Raw genomic sequence first — 17,977 nt, 5'->3', positions numbered from 1 at the left:
ACCGCTTCGGCACGGAACTCATCCGTGTACTGCTTGCTGTTGCCCATAAACACCTCGGTCATTGCCATGAATTATGGCAACCGGATGTCTACGAAAGGCTGGCCGGTCCAGTACGACAGATATGCTTTGCGCAATTGCAATTGCAATTGCTTCGCGCGAGCTGTTGAGGTTGTCAGCGGACGATTCACCTTGAAGAGGTATGGGGCTGGCTGCAGCATTGGATACAGATCGTCAGTGCTGTCAGGGGATGTCGTCAGCAACGGTCGCGTAGGGGCGCAGAGCGCGCCGGCTTGCATGGCTGCAAAGGGAATATCATGGTATTTCCGACGCAGCCGGACTATCGCCCTGGGGCAATGGCCGCGTTGTTGCCTGCTGTTCCAGGGCATAGTCAACGTCTGGTGCTCTGGTTTGGCGGTCCAAGCATACTTCGTCAACACATCGGGGGCATCGACGGCGTGCGCTATGCGCGGGTGGACTCCCGCGTCTTACCGCTCTCCAGCATCCGCTGGCGGAAGAAGGGATACAGTGCCGCACTGAACAGTACCGCCACTGTGGCATAGGCAAGCAGCTCGGCATCGGCACCAAGCAGTGCGTACAAACAGTAGGCAACCGCTGCGGCAGCGGTAAACAGACAGGCGGCACGCATCCAGCCCTGCTCGCCGCGTTCCAGCGTGCTGCAGATCAGCGCGCCAGCAGAGAACAGGTAGGGAATGATGGTCAGCAGCACCGCGATATTGGTCAGTTGGTCGAACTGGCGGGCGAGGGTGGGGGAAGAGGTCACCAGCAGCAATGCGCTCATCAGTACTGCCACGATCATCAAGCCGGTGCCGGGCATGCCGTGTTTGTTGAGCCGGCAGAACACTTTCGGGAACAGACCGTCTTCGGCTGCTGCCTTGGCTGATTGCCCGACCAGCAGCATCCAACCGCCAAGCGCGCCGGCCGATTTGAGGATCGCGCACAGCGCTATCACCAATACGCCCCAGGGGCCGATCATCAATTGTGCGACGTCGGCAAAAGGCGCGGAGGAATCGCGCAGCTGCGCCATCGGTACCATGCCCATGATCACCAGCGAGCAGCTGATGTAGATCGCGGCCGCCAGCGCCAGCCCGAACAGGGTGGCCAGCGGAATATTGCGCTTGGGATTGTCGATGACATCGGCCGATACCGCTGCGCTTTCCACACCCATGAAGGCCCATAGCGCGATGGATGCGCTGCGTGAGATGGCGGCGCTGTCTTCCATGCCGCTGACGTTCCAGCCGGCGCTGAACAAGGCAGGATCAAACCACCACCAGCCGAAAATGGCGATACCCAGTATCGGGATCAATGCCAGCAGCAAGGTGCCGGTTTCCAACGCGCCTATCCAGCGGGCGCCTCGCGCATTGGCCATGCTCAACAGCCAGATCACCGCCAAGGTGAAGCCCAGGCGCGGATAGACATCCTGCAGCCAGGGCCAGAGATGGCTCAGGTAGCCGGTCACCACCAAGGCGATGGCAACGTTGCCGATCCAGTTGCCGAACCAATAGGCGTAGTTGCTGACGAAGCCGATGTAGTTGCCGAAGGCATCGCGCGCGTAGGCGTAAGGGCCGCCGGGCTGCGGATCGAGCTGTGACAGGCGGGCGAACACCAATCCTAGCGCGATGGCGCCAGCGGTAGCGATCAGCCAGCCCATCGAGGAGATGCTGCCGACGGTGGCCAGATTGGCCGGTAGCAGGAATACGCCGGTACCTATCATGTTGCCGGCAACCAGCATGGTCGCCATGGTCAGGCCCATCTTCTTCGGGTTGGGTGAGCTCATGTCCAAGCCGGGTCGGAAGTGAAGTCGATGGTCAGCCAGAAGCGTCCCGAGCGTGCGTCCAGCTGCGATGCGATTTCATCGCGTAGGCGGTCGACATCGCCGATGCTGCCGAGCTGGGTATCGGGTCTGGTCAGGATATGGATTTCGACAAACTGCATGCGGCCGATCTTGGCGACATGGCTGGTGAAGCCTTCAAAGTGATGCTTGTCGACGAACTGCTGCATTACCTGCTGCACGAGTTGATCCAGTTCGCTTGGCGCTACCTGCAGGACTTCGCGCGCAGCTTTCCATGCTCCAAGCAGCGGCACCGGTAGCGTCGCCAAGGCGATACAGGCGAGCACCAAAGGGTCGAGGTAGGGAATCCAGTGTTCGTGGGCGCCACCGCGCAGTGCCAGTGCGATGACGAAGGACAGCACCACGGCAAGGCTCATCAATCCGGTCAGCAGCCAGGCACGCGCGTCCAGGCGTAGCAGGCCGGATTGCAGCAGCCGCGCGTGACGGCCGATCCACACCGCCATCGCGAGATCCACCACCGCCAGCAAACCGGCCCACAGCAGGCCGGGACCTACACGGGTTTCGTGGCCGCCGTCGCTGAAGCCGATCACTGCATTGGCCAACGCGTAGATGCAGGCCAGGCTGAGGATTGCACCGCCCAGCGCTTCGACCATGGGCTCCAGATGCCAGAAACCGTATTGGAAACGCGGGCTCTGCTCGCGCGCCATCAAGCGCAGCACCGCAAGCGCGACCAGTGTCAGCGCCACATCCACCAGACTGTAGATGCCATCGAACAGGATCGCTTGTGAGCGGGCAAGCATGCCTCCAAAGAAGCCGATCGCAGCGACCAGGACGGTGGCTGCGATGGACAGTTGCAAGACGCGTTGTTCCTGGCGGGTGCTGGTCATTTGGTTGGTCGACGGCCCGGTAGCCAAGTAAGAGGAGCTAGGCTTCAAAAGCCCCTCTCCCGTTTACGGGAGAGGGGTTGGGGTGAGGGCGCTTTGAAAGCACGTAGAGCACATTTTTAGGGGCGTATCCAAAGAAAACGCGTAGCAAAAGCCTAGCCAGAAGCTACAAGCCCCCTCATCCGCCCCTGCGGAGCACCTTCTCCCGCATGCGGGAGAAGGGACAGTGCGCGCCCTGCTTCTATCCCTACCTAGATTTTCAGCACTTCCACCCGGTAACTCGGCTTCTCCCCGCTGTTGTCGATGATCAAGCCATGCACATCCGACTCAAAGCCCGGGAAGCGTGCGTTCTGCTCGCGGGCGATGCGCAGTGATTGGATGATCGGTTCATCGCTGGCGCCGAAGCGCTCGCCCGGCATGATGGTCGGGATGCCCGGTGGGTAGGGCACCAGCATGGTGCCGGCGACGCGGCCGCTGAGCTGGTCGATGTCCACCCGCTCGATCTCGCCACGCACCAGATGGTTGTAGGCTTCGGCCGGCGTGATCACCGGCTCCGGCAGCTCCACGTACATCTCACGCATCACCTCGGCCACCCGGAACTCGCGGTTGAACTCATGCAGGGCTGCGCACAGATCGCGCAGGCCCCAACCCGCGTAGGCGCTGGCGTTGTCTTCGAGCAGACTGGGCAGCGATTGGCTCAGCGGTGCATTGGCGTCGTAGAGGTCCTTGAACGCCAGCAGCTCGGTGACCAGGGTGCTCCACTTGCCCTTGGTGATGCCCATCGAGAACAGGAACAACACCGAGTACAGATTGGTCTTCTCCACGGTGATGCCGCGCGACCACAGGAACTTGCTCAGTATCGCGGCCGGAATGCCGAGCTTGCCCATCTCGCCGTCCATCGACAGCCCGGGCGTCAGCAGGGTGACCTTGATCGGATCGATCAGCACATAGTCGTCGGCGAGGTTGTCGAAACCGTGCCAGCGCGCATCCGGACGCAGATACCAGTCCGGGCGTGAGGTGACCATGGGCTTGGAACTGTCACCCTTGGCCAGGGTGCGCTCCACGCCATCTGGCTGCCAGACCTTGAACCACCAGTCATCGCGGCCCAGGTCCTCACTGACATGCAGCATCGCGCGGCGGAAGGCGACCGCTTCATCGTGCATCTCCTGCACCAGCGATTTGCCGGCATCGCCTTCCATCATCTTCGAGGCGACATCGCAGGAGGCGATGATGCCGTAGTGCGGACTGGTGGAGGTATGCATCATGAACGATTCGTTGAAACGTTCCGCGTCCAGTTCCCGCGTTGCCGCGTTACGCACATGGATCATTGATGCCTGCGAGAACGCAGCCAGCAGCTTGTGCGTGGAATGGGTGGTGAAGATGATCGCATCCTGTTCGCGCGGCTTGCCCTTGGCCATGCCGTAGTGATTTTCGTAGAAGGGGTGGAACGCGGCATAGGCGTACCAGGCTTCATCGAAGTGCAGGAAGTCCACCGCTGAGCCGAGGTTGTCGGCAATCGTCTCGGCGTTGTAACAGAGCCCGTCATAGGTGGAATTGGTGACTACCGCGATGCGCGGCTTGGCGCCGGGCTTGGCCGCCTTGCTGGCCAAAGGATTGGCCTGGATCATCTTCTGCAGTGCTTCACCAGAGAACTGGTCCAGGCTGATCGGCCCGATGATGCCGTGGGCGTTGCGGCTGGGGGTGAAGTACACCGGGATGCCGCCGGTCATGATCAATGAGTGCAACAGCGACTTGTGACAGTTGCGGTCAACGAACACGATGTCGCCACGCGCAACCGTGCCATGCCAGACGATCTTGTTGGCGGTGGAGGTGCCGTTGGTGACGAAGAAGGTGTGGTCGGCGCCGAAGTTGCGCGCGGCCTCGGCCTCGGCGTCGCGGATCGGGCCGGTGTGATCGAGCAGCGAGCCCAGCTCCGGCACCGAGATCGACAGATCGCTGCGCAAGGTGTTTTCGCCGTAAAACTGATGCAGTGCGCGGCCTACCGGTGACTTGGTGAAGGCGACACCGCCGGCATGGCCGGGCGTATGCCATGAATAGTTGGACTGTGCCGAATGGTGGATAAGCGCTTTGAAAAACGGCGGCAGCAGCTTGGCCATGTAGTCATCGGCGGCGCGCATCACCTGGCGGGCGATGAAGCTCTTGGTGTCCTCGAACAGGAATATGTAGCCGTGCACGAACTTGAGCAGCTTGCTCGGTATTTTCTCGATGGTGCGGCGTTCGCCATAGAGGAATACCGGCAGGTCGGCACGACGCTGGCTCTGCTCACGCAGGAAGGCGAGCAGGCGCTGGAACTGGTCGTCATCGTCCTCGGTGCCGTCGATGGAGATCAGTACCGCCGACGCAGCCACATAGGTGCGTGCGCCGGCGCGGGCGTCATCCAGGTTCAGGCCTGAGAGCACGCGCTGGTCGCTCTTGCGCAGTTCCTCGGCGAGGGCGCGGATCAGAATGCCGGCGATACGCGGCGATTCGTAGTCGGCATCGATGATGACGATCGGGTAGTCGAGTGATTTGAAGTACATGGTGTTGTTCCTATCTACCGAGCGGGGGATCAGTTCGTGCTGGCACGGTTGGTGCCATTCGGAGTGAATTTGGCCAGGCGCTGCTTGCGGCGCTCATCGCTGAAGAACGGGTAGAACACGGTGATGAACAGTACGAACAGGAAGGCGTACTGGACGATGCTGCCGGACGAGCCGTAGATGGCCCACAGGCAGTAGACGACAGTGATGCTGGTCAGTGCCCAGAACGCGCCGGTGTGCGCCAGCGTATGCGAACGTTCGACCACGAAGTAGCAGGCCACGCAGGAGTAGATGTAGGGCAGCAGGGTCAGTACCACCGCAGCGGATGTGATCACGTCGAACTGCGCGGATGCGGTTTCCGACGTGGAGGTGATGAGCACCGCCAGCGTCATCAACACGGCGACGATGAGCACGCCCTTGACCGGCACTTCGTCCTTGTTGATCTTGCTGAAAACGCTGGGGAACAGGCCATCGTCCGAGGCGGCCTTGGCACTCTGCGCGGTCAACAGGATCCAGCCGCCCAGTGAGCCGGCTGCACCAACGAAGGCGCACAGGCTGACCAGTGCACCGCCCCAGCCGCCAACTGCGGTTGCCGCTGCCAGTGCAAACGGCGCGTCGGAGACCTGCAGGTCGGCATTGGGCACCATGCCCATGATCACCGAGGAACTGGCGATGTAGGCAATGGCAGCGAGGAACACGCCGGCCAGGGTGGCGCGGGCAACGTTCTTCTCCGGGTTCTCGACAACACCGGCGGTGACCGATGCCGATTCCACGCCGATGAAGGCCCACAGGGTCAGCGCTGCCGCACTGGACACCGCGCCGAAGTTGGACTGGCCGGAAACGTTGTACGCACCCTTGAAGATGGTGGGGTCGAAGTAAAACCAGCCGAAGATGGCGATGCCCAGGATCGGCACCAGCGCGAAACTGGTGGTTACCGTCTGTACGCGGCTGACGAAGGACGGGCCGATCACGTTGGCGAAGCTTAGCGCCCACACCAGCAGCAGTACCGCGATGCAGCGCGGGACCGGGTCGGACAGGATCGGGAAGAAGTAACTGAAGTAGCCGACCGCCGCGATCGGGATGGCGACATTGCCGATCCAGTTGGCGAACCAGTAGATGGTATTGGTCTGGAAGCCCATGTAGGGGCCGAACCAATCACGTGCATAGGCGTAAGGGCCGCCTGCTTTTGGTGCCAACTTGCCAAGCTTGGCGAACACGAAGGCCAGCAACAATGCGCCGGCGGTGGTGACCAACCAGCCCCAGATCGAGGCGGTGCCGATTTTGGCCAGGCTGGAAGGCAGCAGGAATACGCCTGAGCCCATCATGTTGCCTGCCACCAGGAAGGTCGCGCCAACGACCCCGATTTTCTTCTGACCTGCCATGACTATCTCCTCTCACCGGCAGTGCCGGGTAATTCGATGGGAAGGACATTGCGTGAATCGTTGGGTGGCCAGCCGCACTTGGCGCGTGCGGTCATCGGCTGCCTCTTACTTGATGAAGTTGTATTGCAGGCTGCCCTGCAAACGCAGGGTGTCCGCATCGCGGCCGTTCTGCAGTTGCTGCTGGCCGTAGAGCAGTTCCATGCCCATGGTCCAGGACGGTGCCGGACTCCACAGCAGGTTCAATGCCGCGTAACGGCTGCGACGGAACGCATCGCTGGCCAAGGCGTCGGCGCCGTCGATCTGCAGCTGCCCGTAGATCAGGTTGGAGCGCCACAGGTCCGACCAGTAGTGGGTATAGCCGAAGAAGCCGCCACGCAGTGGCAGCGCCTTGAGCCGGCCGGCGGTATCGAGGGCGGCATCCAGATTGGAGCCGGTGAGGTCGGCGGTATAGCGGCTGATGCCCTTGCCGCCAATCAGGCCGAACAGCAGCAGGTCACGCTCGGCTACCGCGTAGGAACCGCTCAGTTGCAGGCCGCCACCGAACGTGCGGTCATCGCGGCCGTCGCCGTCGTAGCCAAGGCTGCGCAGCACTGCGCCCAGCTGCAGGTGGCCCCAATCGCGCTCCATGCGTGCGACCAGGCTGACGTCGGGCAGGTGCTCTGTCTTGCTGTCGTTGTCGCCGGTGTTGGCTAGCTGCGAATCGGGGTTCTCAGCCGCCACGGTCAAACTGTTGCCCTTGCCCAGCGCGAAGCTGTGGTGGATGCCGGCGACCAATAGATAACCGGCCGCACCGGGACCGGCGAAGTCCAAGGTGTCTGGCAGCGAATCGGCATCCATGAAGGTGGAATAGCCATAGCCGGCATAGGTATTGCCCAGTTGGCCGTAGGCGTGGCGCAGGCGGAACTCGTAGCTGTCGCTGCTGCCGAAGAAGTCGTTCTCCAGGTAGAAGCGCAGCTTGCCGTGTGTGGTGGGGCGCCGTGCTTCGAAGCTGAAGCGGGTCTGTTTGGCGTGCATGCCGAAATGCGAGACATCGCGGTGCGGGCTGTCGACAGGAATCGAGGATGTGATGAACTGCTCGGTATCACCGGCGGCGCGCCGATCTGCAATGGCGTCTAGTTTTGCGTAGCCGCCGAGTCGGATCATTGTCTCGGTGCCTGGGATTGCGATGAATCCTTTCAGTTCCGGGTCGGTCGGCGAAGGCGCGTTGTCCAGACGTGAGGCAGCAGTTGAAGGATCAGCGACCGAATCACGCGCCGGGAGTATGGTCTGTGCGGTGATTGCTTTGCCGGTGCCGGTAGCTGCCGTATCCAGGTGGGAAGTCGCGGCGGGCGGTGGCCGAAGCGGTGGAGGTTTCGGGGCGGGACTTGCTTGTCCTTGCTCCAGTGCATCCAACCGCGCGTTGAGCGTTTGCAGATGCTGCTGTGCCTGCGCGATCTCCGCCCGCAATGCGGCAACGGAGTCCTGCGCGCCTGCTGCGCCGGGTAGCAGCGCAAGTGGCAGCAATGTGGCCAGCGTCAGTGGTTTCATCGCCTGTTCCGTGGAGAAGAAAGCGCCACTCACGGCCGGGACAGATCCCCGCCGCGATTCACCTTGTCGCTTGCGTGGCGACACGCTGACTGCCCCCTCAGGCCTGCGTGAAACCTGCCTATTTACCATCGTTGAAATCAGGTTATGACTACGTGAATTTAGGATGAAACCTAGTGTCATAAACAGTGATTTCTGATAGCTGAAAGGGCTTCAGTCTTCGCGATCCAGCTGGCCTGTTTCCAGCGGCACCCGCGTGCCATCCAGCAACCCGCGGCTGAGCTTGCCGTTCTCGATGAACAGCAACTCACCGCTCTCGCCGTCCTTGATGCTGCTGTCGATGGCGATGATGCGATCGCCGTGGAAGCTGGTGACGTGTGGCATCGAGGTATGTCCTACGACGATGCGCTTGAGTCCGAGCTGGTCGAGCACGCCTTGCACACCGGCGGTATCCAGCTGGCCGTTGAAATAGCCGCGGTACCAGATGGGGCTGGTCTTGCCGTCGTATAGTGGTGCGGTGGCCGGGTCTGCTTTCACTTCTGCCTTGGGCCGGCCCAACGAGGCCTGATACGCGGCGTTGGTGGTTGTTGGATCGAGTGCGAGTTGCAGTGCCTCGGGTGAGATGCCGCCATGCAGGAACAAGGTATCGCCGATGCGCAGCAGCACCGGGCGCGTGCGCAGCCACTGCCCGATCACCGAATCGGCACCATACAGTTGCGGATAGCTGCGGCCGAGCAGCTGGGCGCTGCGCAGGTACTTGGGATTGACGTAACGCAGGTCGTCGTACAGCACCATGGTTTCGTGGTTGCCGAGCACGAAGTGGACTGCGCCACCAGCCTGCGCGGCCTGCTGCTGCAGGCTGTAGAGCAGCCAGAATGCTTCGGTGACCTGCGGGCCACGGTCGAATACATCGCCGGCAATGACCAGCGTGTCCTGACCCAGTGCCCAGTTGTCGTCGCCGTCGATCACGCTGTTGGCGCGCAGCAAGCGGCGCAGCAGATCGTACTGGCCATGGATGTCGGAGACGGCGACGATGCGCGGCACCGCGGGCAGTACGGCACTAGCCGGCGTGGCGAGTGGAGCCATGTGCAGCGGGTGCGGGTAGCCGCACTCTGATGCGATGACAGGGGCGATATCGCGCCTAGCCTTCAACTTCCGCGAAACCACCCGGTCGTCACAGATCCATTGCGCTTGCAGTCGCTTGCCATCGCGGAACACATAGGGACCATCGGCTTGCACATGCTCGGCTGGCTGCGGAACCTCGCGGGCGCTGGCATCCAGCACGGGCAGGGCGCTGCACAGCAGCAGGATGAGCAGGGCGCGGATGATGGGCATGGCAGGCTTCCGAAGACGGGTGGCCGGGTGCACCCGTCTGCAGACTATGCCGTCGCCGCCGCCGCGGCATGTGCTATCGGTTGGTGCTGTCTGCCGCTCAGTCGCGGCGCAATGCGTTGCGGCCCGGTGCGCTGGGCAAGGCATCGCTGCCCAGTACAACGCGATTGCGGCCCTGCTTCTTGGCCTGGTACATGGCGGCGTCGGCGCGTGCCATCACCCGCTCGTAGTCCGGGTGGCCGTCATACAGGGCGACGCCGATGCTGGCGCTGATGGGCAGGAGCTGGCCATCTGCGAGGGTGACCGGCGTATCGACCAGGCGCCGACACAGGCCATCGGCGATCACCATGGCCTGGCGTTCCTCCACCGCCACCAGCACGACCACGAATTCTTCGCCGCCGTAGCGGAATACGTAGTCGCTGCCACGGGTGAACTGGCTGAGGATGCCGGCGACATGTTGCAGGGCGCGATCACCGGCTTCGTGGCCGTGCTCGTCGTTGATGGCCTTGAAGTGATCCAGGTCCAGCAGCAGCACGGCAAAGCTGTCGCCGGACTTTTCCGCCAGCTCGATTTCGCGGCGCAGCACGGTGGGCAGGAAACGGCGGTTGAGCAGGTTGGTCAAGGCATCGCAGCCGGCATCCAGTTCACCGATGCGCTCGAACAACATGCCAAGCAAGGTGCGGATCTGGCTGACCTTGGAGCGCACGTCCTGCAGTTGCGCCGAGCGCGCGGCCGGGTCGCTGTCCTGCTGCAGGGTGTGTTGCAGTAGCTGGTCGACTTCGTGGATCAGGCCGGAGATCTGTCGTGTCTCCGAGCTTTCGCCAAAGCTGGGAATGCCCTTGTGGTTGAACCAAAGACCGAACTCAGAACGTGCCAGGGTCTGGAAGCTGCCCAGATCGCCCTGTGCCGCAAGGGCGTAGAGGAGGGTGTTTTCCCAATCCAGCAACAGCGCACGCTGGCGTTCGCGCTCGGTGCCAACGTTCTGCACCAGCGAGAACAGCCGGTAGGCGGCATCCGTGCGTGAGGAACGTTCCCGTGCGTTGGAATAGGCCAGTGTCATACCCTCCAGCGCGATGTCGAACGATGCGGTGAGGCTGGCAATGGCGGCATGTGCGGCCTCGCCATGCCCGGCCTGCTCGCCGATCAGCTGGAACAGGCGTTGCTTCAGCACGCGGGTGCCACGGGTAACCAGGTCTACCGGGATGCCCACGCGTGCATGCACATCGCCGATGACGCGTTGGTTGGCGATCAGTTGCTGGACGTCCGCGGGCGTGGCGCGCAGCAGGTCCTTGACCCAGCGCTGCATGGCCGGCTGCAGTCGTACCCGCACCTGGTCATGTGACATCGAGCGTGAGGCACGCGCGTCGTTCATCATGACCTTGTAAAAATGCGCGGCCAGTTCAGCGGCATGCGCGTCGGCCAGGCTCGCGAGGATCTGGCTCGCCTCGACACCGGCGGCGTCGAGGCTGTGTTTCCAGGCATCTGCGAGCGCGCTGCTGTCGGTGTCTGGGGGTGGTGCGGGGACGATGTTCATACGTACGACCGGTAAAGTGCCAAGAGGCAGCCGACTATTATCGGCAGCAACAACAGGTTTTTGAGGACGTTGTGTTGATGGCTGGATTCACTGTTTGTTCAAGTTCACTTGTGCTGGGCACCACTATCGGGATGGCGGAATGGTCAGCGCTGGCCCGTTTCCGTTGATGGCGCTGGTTGCCCTGTTGGCGCTGGCGATTGGCTGGTTCTTCGCGCGCGCATTGGCACCAGCTGCCGATGGAATGCGCAGCCGTGCCGGTGCGGTGGTTCTGGATGCGTTTCTGCTGGGCTTGCTGGGCGCACGTATGGGGCATGTGGCGATGCATGCTGGCGACTATCTCGCGCAGCCGCTGTCCATCATCCGTCTGGGTGATGGCGGCTATTCGATCTGGGCCGGCCTGCTGGTCGCCGCCGCCTACGCGCTGTGGAAGACCCGCCAACGCATCCTGCGCAAGCCGGTGCTGCTGGGTCTGGCCGCTGGCGCGGCGTTCTGGGCAATTGGCGGGATGGCATTGTTCGCATTGCAGCGATCGTCCATTCCGTTGCCGGATGCGGTGCTGGTTGACATGCAGGACAAGCCTGCGCCGCTGGCTGCATTTGCCGGCAAGCCAACCGTGATCAATCTGTGGGCGACTTGGTGTGGCCCGTGTCGCCGCGAAATGCCGGTGCTGGCGCAGGCGCAGCAGGCGCATCCGCAGGTACAGTTCGTGTTCGCCAATCAGGGCGAGACCCGCGATGAAGTCGCTGACTATCTGCGCGCCGAGAACATGCAGTTGGGCAACGTGCTGCTGGATGCCGAGTCGCAGGTGATGCAGCAAACCGGCGCGCGTGCATTGCCGACAACGCTGTTCTTTGGCGCCGATGGCCGGTTGCGCAATGTGCACATGGGCGAGCTGTCGCGCGCCACCTTGGAAGCGCGTCTGCGCGAAATGCAATAACCCCTTTACTGAAAGAGACATACGATGATGCGTTCCCGTTCGATGTTGCTGTTGTTGTCCGCCATGACGCTGACGCCGTTGGCCTGCGCGCAGACCGCCACCGCCCCGGCGGCTACTGCGGCCAAGCCGGCCGCGGCCAATGAGCCGGCGGTAGTGAAGACCCTGCGTTCGCAGGGCGTGGAGTTCATGGGCACGTTCGAGACGCCGGTTGGACTGACCGGCTATGCCGGCGTCGCTGGCCAGCGTCCGCTGGGCGTGTATGTGTCCAAGGATGGTGAGTACGCGGTGGTTGGTACCCTGGTCAACGCCAAGGGTGAGGATGTCAGCGCCGCCAAGCTCAAGGAGCTGGTGTCGGGACCGATGGGCCAACAGGCCTGGGCCAAGGTGGAAGCCAGCCATTGGGTGCGCGATGGCAAGGCCGATGCGCCGCGTGTCATCTATTCCTTCAGCGACCCGAACTGCCCGTACTGCAACCGCTTCTGGGAAGCAGCGCAGCCGTGGGTGGCCGCAGGCAAGGTGCAGATCCGGCAGATTCTGGTCGGTGTGATCCGCGAGGACAGTGCCAACAAGGCCGCCGCGATTCTGGGCGCAGCCTCGCCGGAGCAGGCGCTGATCCAGAACGAGCGAGATTTCGCCAAGGGCGGCATCAAGCCGCTGGCGACGGTGCCGGCGGCGGTGCAGGCCAAGCTGCGTGCCAATGAGGCCTTGATGCTGGATCTGGGCTTCCAGGGCACGCCGGGTATCCTGTTCAAGGATGCCGACGGCACGGTGCAGATGCGTTCGGGCATGCCGCAGGGCGATGACATGCAGACGGTGCTCGGCCCGCGCTGATCACTGAACCGGCCGGCGGCGATGTAATAGTCTCCGCCGCCACTGGCTGACTAAGCTGGCCCCCGCTTTAAGGAGCTAGTAGAGGAGCCAGCCATGAGTCACGACCACAACCATCTGCCCAGCGAAATCCGCCACGAAAAACCACTGTGGTGGGCGCTGGGCCTGACCACCGCCTATCTGGTGGTGGAAGTCATTGGCGCGTTCTGGACCAACAGCCTGGCGCTGTTGTCCGATGCCGCGCACATGGCGACTGATGCCATCGGGCTGATGATCGCCTTGACCGCCGTTCGCCTGAGCCGGCGTCCGCCCGACGCCAAGCGCACCTACGGCTATGCGCGGTTGGAAGCGCTTGGTGCGGTAGCCAATGGCCTGCTGCTGTTCGGCGTAGGCATCTACATCCTGTTCGAGGCCGTGCAGCGCTTCCAGCAGCCGCAGGCGATCGCCTCCACGGGCATGATGTGGGTGGCCGCGTTTGGACTGGTGGTGAACCTGATCGCGATGCGCCTGCTCAGCGCGGGCAGCGGCGAGAGCTTGAACGTCAAAGGCGCCTACCTGGAAGTGTGGAGCGACATGCTCGGCTCGGTGGCAGTGATTGCCGGCGGCCTGATCATCCACTTCACCGGTTGGACCCTGGTGGATCCGATCCTGGCCGTGCTGATCGGCCTGTGGGTGCTGCCGCGCACCTGGGTGCTGCTACGCGATGCGATCAACGTGTTGCTGGAAGGTGTGCCCAAGGGCGTGGTGTTGGCCGATATCGAGGCGGCGCTACGTGGCCATGCCGGTGTAGCCGGTATCCATGATCTGCATGTATGGGCGCTGGCATCGAGCACGCCGGCCTTGACCGTGCACGTGGTGATGCAGGATGGCCTGGCGCCGGATGTACTGCGTCGACAGCTGGCGGACCTGCTGCACGAGCGGTTTGATATCGACCATGTGACGGTGCAGGTTGAAGCGGATCACTGCGGCGATGATTGTGCCGACAAGAAGGCGGCTGGCGGTGACCACGATCACGATCATGAAGGTCATGCTCATGGGCCGGATGATCAAGGTCACCATGGGCATGTGCACCGCTAGATGTCCGGTGGCTTTTCGGCATTGTAGGAGCGGCGTAAGCCGCGAAGCTGAGGCTGCTGAAATCACCGGAATCACGGCAATCTGATTGATCTGTGGCTTCACGGCTTACGCCGCTCCTACAGAGTGGGGGCTCAGGTATTTTCTGTAAGGCCACTGCCGAGCATGGCTCGGCACTACAGAACAGATTGAACGAAAAACGGAGCCTTTCGGCTCCGTTTTTCATTCAATCAACCATCAAAAATTCAAACCACCGGCTCACGCAGTTCCGGCATCTCCCAGCCCTTGCGCGGTGCGAAGCGGTCGCCATGGCGTGCCTGCAAAGTCTTCAGTTTCTCAACCAATACGTCTACACCAGTCGCACGGATATGCTGGATCGGGCCGCCGCGGAACGGGGCGAAACCGGTGCCGAAGATCACCCCTGCATCAAGCAGGTCGGCATCGGCGACAACGCCGTCGTGCAGGCAGGCCACGGCCTCGTTGAGCAGCGGCAGGATCAAGCGGTCTTCCAGATCCGACGGCGGCTGGTAGTCCTTGGCCACTTCCGGCTTCACCGCGCGACCGTTCTCCCACTTGTAGATGCCCTGGCCGTCCTTCTTGCCGCGCTTGTTCGGCTCGACGGTCGCCAGTGCGGCCGGGATCTGCAGGCCGAGGAAGGGGGCCAACTCCTTGCCCACGCCTGCGGCCACGTCCAGGCCAACCGTATCCAGCAACTCGATCGGGCCCATCGGCATGCCGAACTTGACCGCCACCTTGTCGATCACCGGGCCGGGGATGCCTTCGGCATACGCGGTGGCGGCTTCCAGCATGTACGGGAACAGTACGCGGTTGACCAGGAAGCCGGGCGTGCCGGCCACCGGCACCGGGAACTTGCCCAATGCCTTGCAGAACGCAGCCAGACGCTTCTCGGTTTCCGGCGCCATGCCGTCGTGGTGGATGATCTCCACCAGCGGCATCTGCGCGACCGGATTGAAGTAATGCAGGCCGGCAAACTGTGCCGGACGCTGGATGTGATCACGCAGCTCGATCAGCGGGATCGAGGAGGTGTTGGTGGTCAGCAGCGCATCGGCCTTCATCTTCGGCTCCAGCGTCTGGTACAGCGCACGCTTGGCTTCCGGGTTCTCGATGATGGCTTCGATCACCAGGTCGGCATCGGCAACGCCGTCACCGGCCAGATCGGCCTTCAGTCGTGCGGCCACTTCCGGGCGCTTGCTCTCATCGCGCACCTTTTTGTCGAACAGCGCCTGCGCGCGGGTCATGGCCGGGTCGATGAAACGCTGCTCGCGGTCCTGCAGGGTCACGTTGAAGCCCTTGTAGGCCGCCCAGGCAGCAATATCGCCGCCCATCACGCCGGCACCGACCACGTGCACATGCTTGATGCCCGAGTCCTTGCCGCCCAGGCCCTTGAGCCGTTCGGTCAGGAAGAAGATGCGGATCAGGTTGCGCGCGGTCGGGCTGCTGGCCAGCTTGACCACGGCGCGGCGCTCGGCGTCCAGGCGCTTCTGGATCGGGCTGCCGCCGGTACGCTCCCAGGTGCTGATCAGCGCGTAGGGCGCCGGGTACTGGTCCTTCTTGGCCTTGCGCGCGACCTGCTTGGCCATCTGCGGGGCGAGGATCTTGCGGGCCAGGAAGGTATTGGTGGCCCAGGCAGTGGCGCGCTGCTTGAACGGGCGGGTCACCCCGGTCTGCAGCAGCGCGATGGCCGCATCGACCAGCACCGCCGGGGCGGCGACCTTGTCCACCAGGCCGATTGCACGCGCGGCCGAGGCCGACAAAGTGCGGCCGGTCAGCATCATGTCCATCGCCGCCGGCGCACCGACCAGCTGTGGCAGGCGTGCACTGCCGCCCCAGCCCGGGAAGATGCCCAGCTGGGTCTCGGGCAGGCCGATGCGGGTGGATTGATCGTTGGAGGCCACGCGGTAGCGGCAGGCCAGCGCCAGCTCGGTGCCACCGCCCAGGCAGTGGCCGTGGATCGCTGCGACGGTCGGGCAGGGCAGTTCGGCCAGCTTCTGGTAGACGCTCTGGCCGCGGCGAATGGCGTCATTGACGGTGCCGCGGCGGTCGAACTCCTGGAATTCCTTCAGGTCGGCGCCAGCGATGAAGCCGGCCGCCTTGGTCGAGCGCACCACCACGCCCTTGGGCGGGTCGATGGCCAGGCGCTCGACGATGTCGCCCAGTTCCAGCAGCACGTCCTGCGACATGGCATTGACCGGGCTGTCCTTGCGGTCGAGGCTGAGCACTGCCACGCCATCCTCGCGCAGCTCGGTTTGCCAATGATTGAAGCGGAGCCCGTCGAAGCCTGAGAGCATGGGACGTTCCATCCGGTTGTGTATGGAGAAGACCGCTATGATCCAGAGGTTGTTTCCCTGCCGTCAAATCCCAATGTCTGGAATTGCGTTGGGCTTATCTGGTCAGCGCCCCTGCAGGTTAGCCGAACGGGAGTTAAAAGCTGGTGCGGTGCCGCTGGGACAGGGTGCTGAACTTTTGCCGCGAACAGCGGTCTTAATGCCCGACGTCGGTTGGGCTGACAGGAGTGCGGCCCGTTATGGCCGAGGTTGAAACACCGCAGGAGCTGGACCTGGAACTGGTCCGGCGTGTGCAGCGCGGCGAAAGCGCAGCGTTCGATGTGTTGGTACGCAAGTACCAGCATCGGATCATCGCGTTGATCGGGCGCTACATCGCCGACTGGAGTGAGTGTCAGGACGTGGCCCAGGACACTTTCGTGCGCGCTTACCGTGCGCTCGGGAATTTCCGTGGCGACGCCCAGTTCTATACCTGGTTGCATCGGATCGCAGTGAATACCGCAAAAAACTATCTGGCAGCACACAACCGGCGCCCCCCCACCGACGACATCGAGATCGGTGACGCCGAGCAGTTCGACAGTGGGGTCCGCTTGCGCGACAACGACACGCCCGAGCGTGAGTTGATGCGCCAGGAACTGGAACAGACCGTGATGAAGGCGGTTGATGCGTTGCCCGAAGAGCTGCGCTCAGCCATTACGTTGCGAGAGGTGGAAGGCATGAGTTACGAGGATATCGCGCAGAAAATGGGATGCCCGATCGGCACGGTGCGGTCGCGGATCTTCCGTGCCCGCGAGGCCATCGACGCACAGTTGCGTCCCTTGCTGGATACCCCCAGCGCTACCCGTGAACGGAGTCGCGTATGAACCCGCAAGACCGTAACCCGGTGTCGGCCGGTGCTGCGCCGGACAAATTTGAACTGCACTATCGCCAGCAGCTGTCGGCGCTGGTGGATGGCGAGCTGGCTGCCGATGAGGCGCGCTTCATGCTGCGTCGGCTGGAACACGACAGCGAGCTTTCGGCCTGCCAGGAGCGCTGGCAGGTCCTGGGTGATGTGATGCGCGGCCAGGCCTGTGCACCGGCGCCCCTGGATTTCAGTGCACGGGTCCGTCAAGCGGTGGACGCCGATGCTCGCCAGAATGGACCGGTGCTTGCCGCGCCCGCCCCACAACGCGCAGCCCGAACTGGCTGGCGGCGTTGGGGCGGCGGTGCCGCTCTGGCTGCCTCGGTGGCTGCGGTGGCCTTGTTCATGGCCCGTGAGCAGTTGCCGGAAACGAATGCACCCACCCCGGTCATCGCGACCACGGCGGAAGTTGCTCCGGCACCTGTGCTGCCCTCGGCACCCACCACAGCTGATGCTGGCAATGTTGCCGGTTTGGTTGCAGCGGCGCCTGCGGTCGCCGCAGCGGTGACCCGTCGTCAGGACGCCAGCGCCCGCCGCGGCAGCGCGACCCGCACCCAGCAGGCAGCGCGGGCTGGTACTGCCCGTATGGCCGAGCCGCAGCGGGCGATTGCCTCCGCTCCGGTACTGCCGGCGACCCCGGCGCTGCGCCCGGACCCGTTTGCCACCGGCAATGGTGTACTGCATGCGCGGCCGTGGCCACGCTCGTCGGTGGCACCGTCGCTGTCGCAGGGGGCGCTTAACGCAAGTTTCCCTGCACAAGAGCAGGGCGGGGCGACGTTCTACCCGTTTGAACCACGCATGCCGGCACAGGGCGCCGACGATGCCGAGTCGCGCAGGCTGTTGCCGCGTCAGTGAGTGTTGCTTGCCGGTCGTCCGCCTCTGGGCGACCGGTTCTCCCCGGATTCCAGGTTTGTGCGCTGTGGTTGGGCGT

Annotated in this window: 13 protein-coding genes; 5 read left to right on the top strand and 8 right to left on the bottom strand. The window is 63.3% G+C overall.

Translation table 11 applies throughout. From position 1 onward, the window contains the following. Positions 1-460: 460 nt before the first annotated feature. From ACVOLL_RS09380 to ACVOLL_RS09350, 7 genes are all read right to left on the bottom strand, one after another. Entirely contained in the window at positions 461-1,795 is a 1,335-nt protein-coding gene (locus tag ACVOLL_RS09380; RefSeq protein WP_481512658.1) for an amino acid permease, read from the bottom strand. After that, the gene (locus ACVOLL_RS09375; RefSeq protein WP_481512657.1) at positions 1,792-2,697 is read right to left on the bottom strand and encodes a cation diffusion facilitator family transporter; all 906 of its coding nucleotides are present in this window, start codon (positions 2,695-2,697) and stop codon (positions 1,792-1,794) included. Before ACVOLL_RS09375 ends, ACVOLL_RS09380 begins: the two co-directional genes overlap by 4 nt. A gap of 248 nt (positions 2,698-2,945) precedes the next feature. Beyond that, positions 2,946-5,234 (bottom strand): Orn/Lys/Arg family decarboxylase, encoded by a 2,289-nt coding sequence (locus ACVOLL_RS09370; protein ID WP_481512656.1) that lies wholly within the window; start codon positions 5,232-5,234, stop codon positions 2,946-2,948. A gap of 29 nt (positions 5,235-5,263) precedes the next feature. Continuing rightward, positions 5,264-6,613, bottom strand: coding sequence for an arginine/agmatine antiporter (gene adiC, locus ACVOLL_RS09365; RefSeq protein WP_481512655.1), 1,350 nt, complete (start codon positions 6,611-6,613; stop codon positions 5,264-5,266). A gap of 105 nt (positions 6,614-6,718) precedes the next feature. Continuing rightward, positions 6,719-8,140: a DcaP family trimeric outer membrane transporter gene (locus ACVOLL_RS09360; RefSeq protein ID WP_481512654.1), complete on the bottom strand. Its 1,422-nt coding sequence runs from the start codon at positions 8,138-8,140 to the stop codon at positions 6,719-6,721. A gap of 210 nt (positions 8,141-8,350) precedes the next feature. Then, positions 8,351-9,472, bottom strand: a complete 1,122-nt coding sequence (locus ACVOLL_RS09355) for a metallophosphoesterase (protein WP_481512653.1) — start codon at positions 9,470-9,472, stop codon at positions 8,351-8,353. Positions 9,473-9,569: 97 nt separating this feature from the next. Next, positions 9,570-11,003, bottom strand: a complete 1,434-nt coding sequence (locus ACVOLL_RS09350; protein WP_481512652.1) for a GGDEF domain-containing protein — start codon at positions 11,001-11,003, stop codon at positions 9,570-9,572. Positions 11,004-11,142: 139 nt separating this feature from the next. Between ACVOLL_RS09350 and ACVOLL_RS09345 the strand changes: the two genes are divergently transcribed. The 3 genes from ACVOLL_RS09345 to ACVOLL_RS09335 all read left to right on the top strand — a co-directional run bounded on the left by ACVOLL_RS09345 (position 11,143) and on the right by ACVOLL_RS09335 (position 13,845). After that, a complete protein-coding gene (locus ACVOLL_RS09345) occupies positions 11,143-11,940 on the top strand; it encodes a prolipoprotein diacylglyceryl transferase family protein (protein WP_481512651.1) in 798 nt (265 codons plus the stop codon). Between the two features lie 24 nt (positions 11,941-11,964). Then, the gene (dsbG, locus tag ACVOLL_RS09340) at positions 11,965-12,771 is read left to right on the top strand and encodes a thiol:disulfide interchange protein DsbG (RefSeq protein ID WP_481507609.1); all 807 of its coding nucleotides are present in this window, start codon (positions 11,965-11,967) and stop codon (positions 12,769-12,771) included. A gap of 93 nt (positions 12,772-12,864) precedes the next feature. Continuing rightward, positions 12,865-13,845 (top strand): cation diffusion facilitator family transporter, encoded by a 981-nt coding sequence (locus ACVOLL_RS09335; RefSeq protein WP_481512650.1) that lies wholly within the window; start codon positions 12,865-12,867, stop codon positions 13,843-13,845. 242 nt (positions 13,846-14,087) lie between these two features. On the opposite strand, the gene ACVOLL_RS09330 is transcribed toward ACVOLL_RS09335, so the two are convergent. Beyond that, entirely contained in the window at positions 14,088-16,151 is a 2,064-nt protein-coding gene (locus tag ACVOLL_RS09330; protein WP_481512649.1) for a 3-hydroxyacyl-CoA dehydrogenase NAD-binding domain-containing protein, read from the bottom strand. A 236-nt stretch (positions 16,152-16,387) separates the two neighbouring features. Between ACVOLL_RS09330 and rpoE the strand changes: the two genes are divergently transcribed. Together rpoE and ACVOLL_RS09320 are read left to right on the top strand one after the other, a co-directional pair. Continuing rightward, positions 16,388-17,008: an RNA polymerase sigma factor RpoE gene (gene rpoE / locus ACVOLL_RS09325; RefSeq protein ID WP_313170618.1), complete on the top strand. Its 621-nt coding sequence runs from the start codon at positions 16,388-16,390 to the stop codon at positions 17,006-17,008. Then, positions 17,005-17,901, top strand: coding sequence for a sigma-E factor negative regulatory protein (locus tag ACVOLL_RS09320; protein WP_481512648.1), 897 nt, complete (start codon positions 17,005-17,007; stop codon positions 17,899-17,901). Before rpoE ends, ACVOLL_RS09320 begins: the two co-directional genes overlap by 4 nt. Positions 17,902-17,977: the final 76 nt, after the last annotated feature.

It is taken from the genome of Stenotrophomonas sp. STEN035, assembly GCF_056759935.1.
Note: the sequence above shows the minus strand (reverse complement) of the source record. Positions and strands in the feature narration are given on the sequence as shown.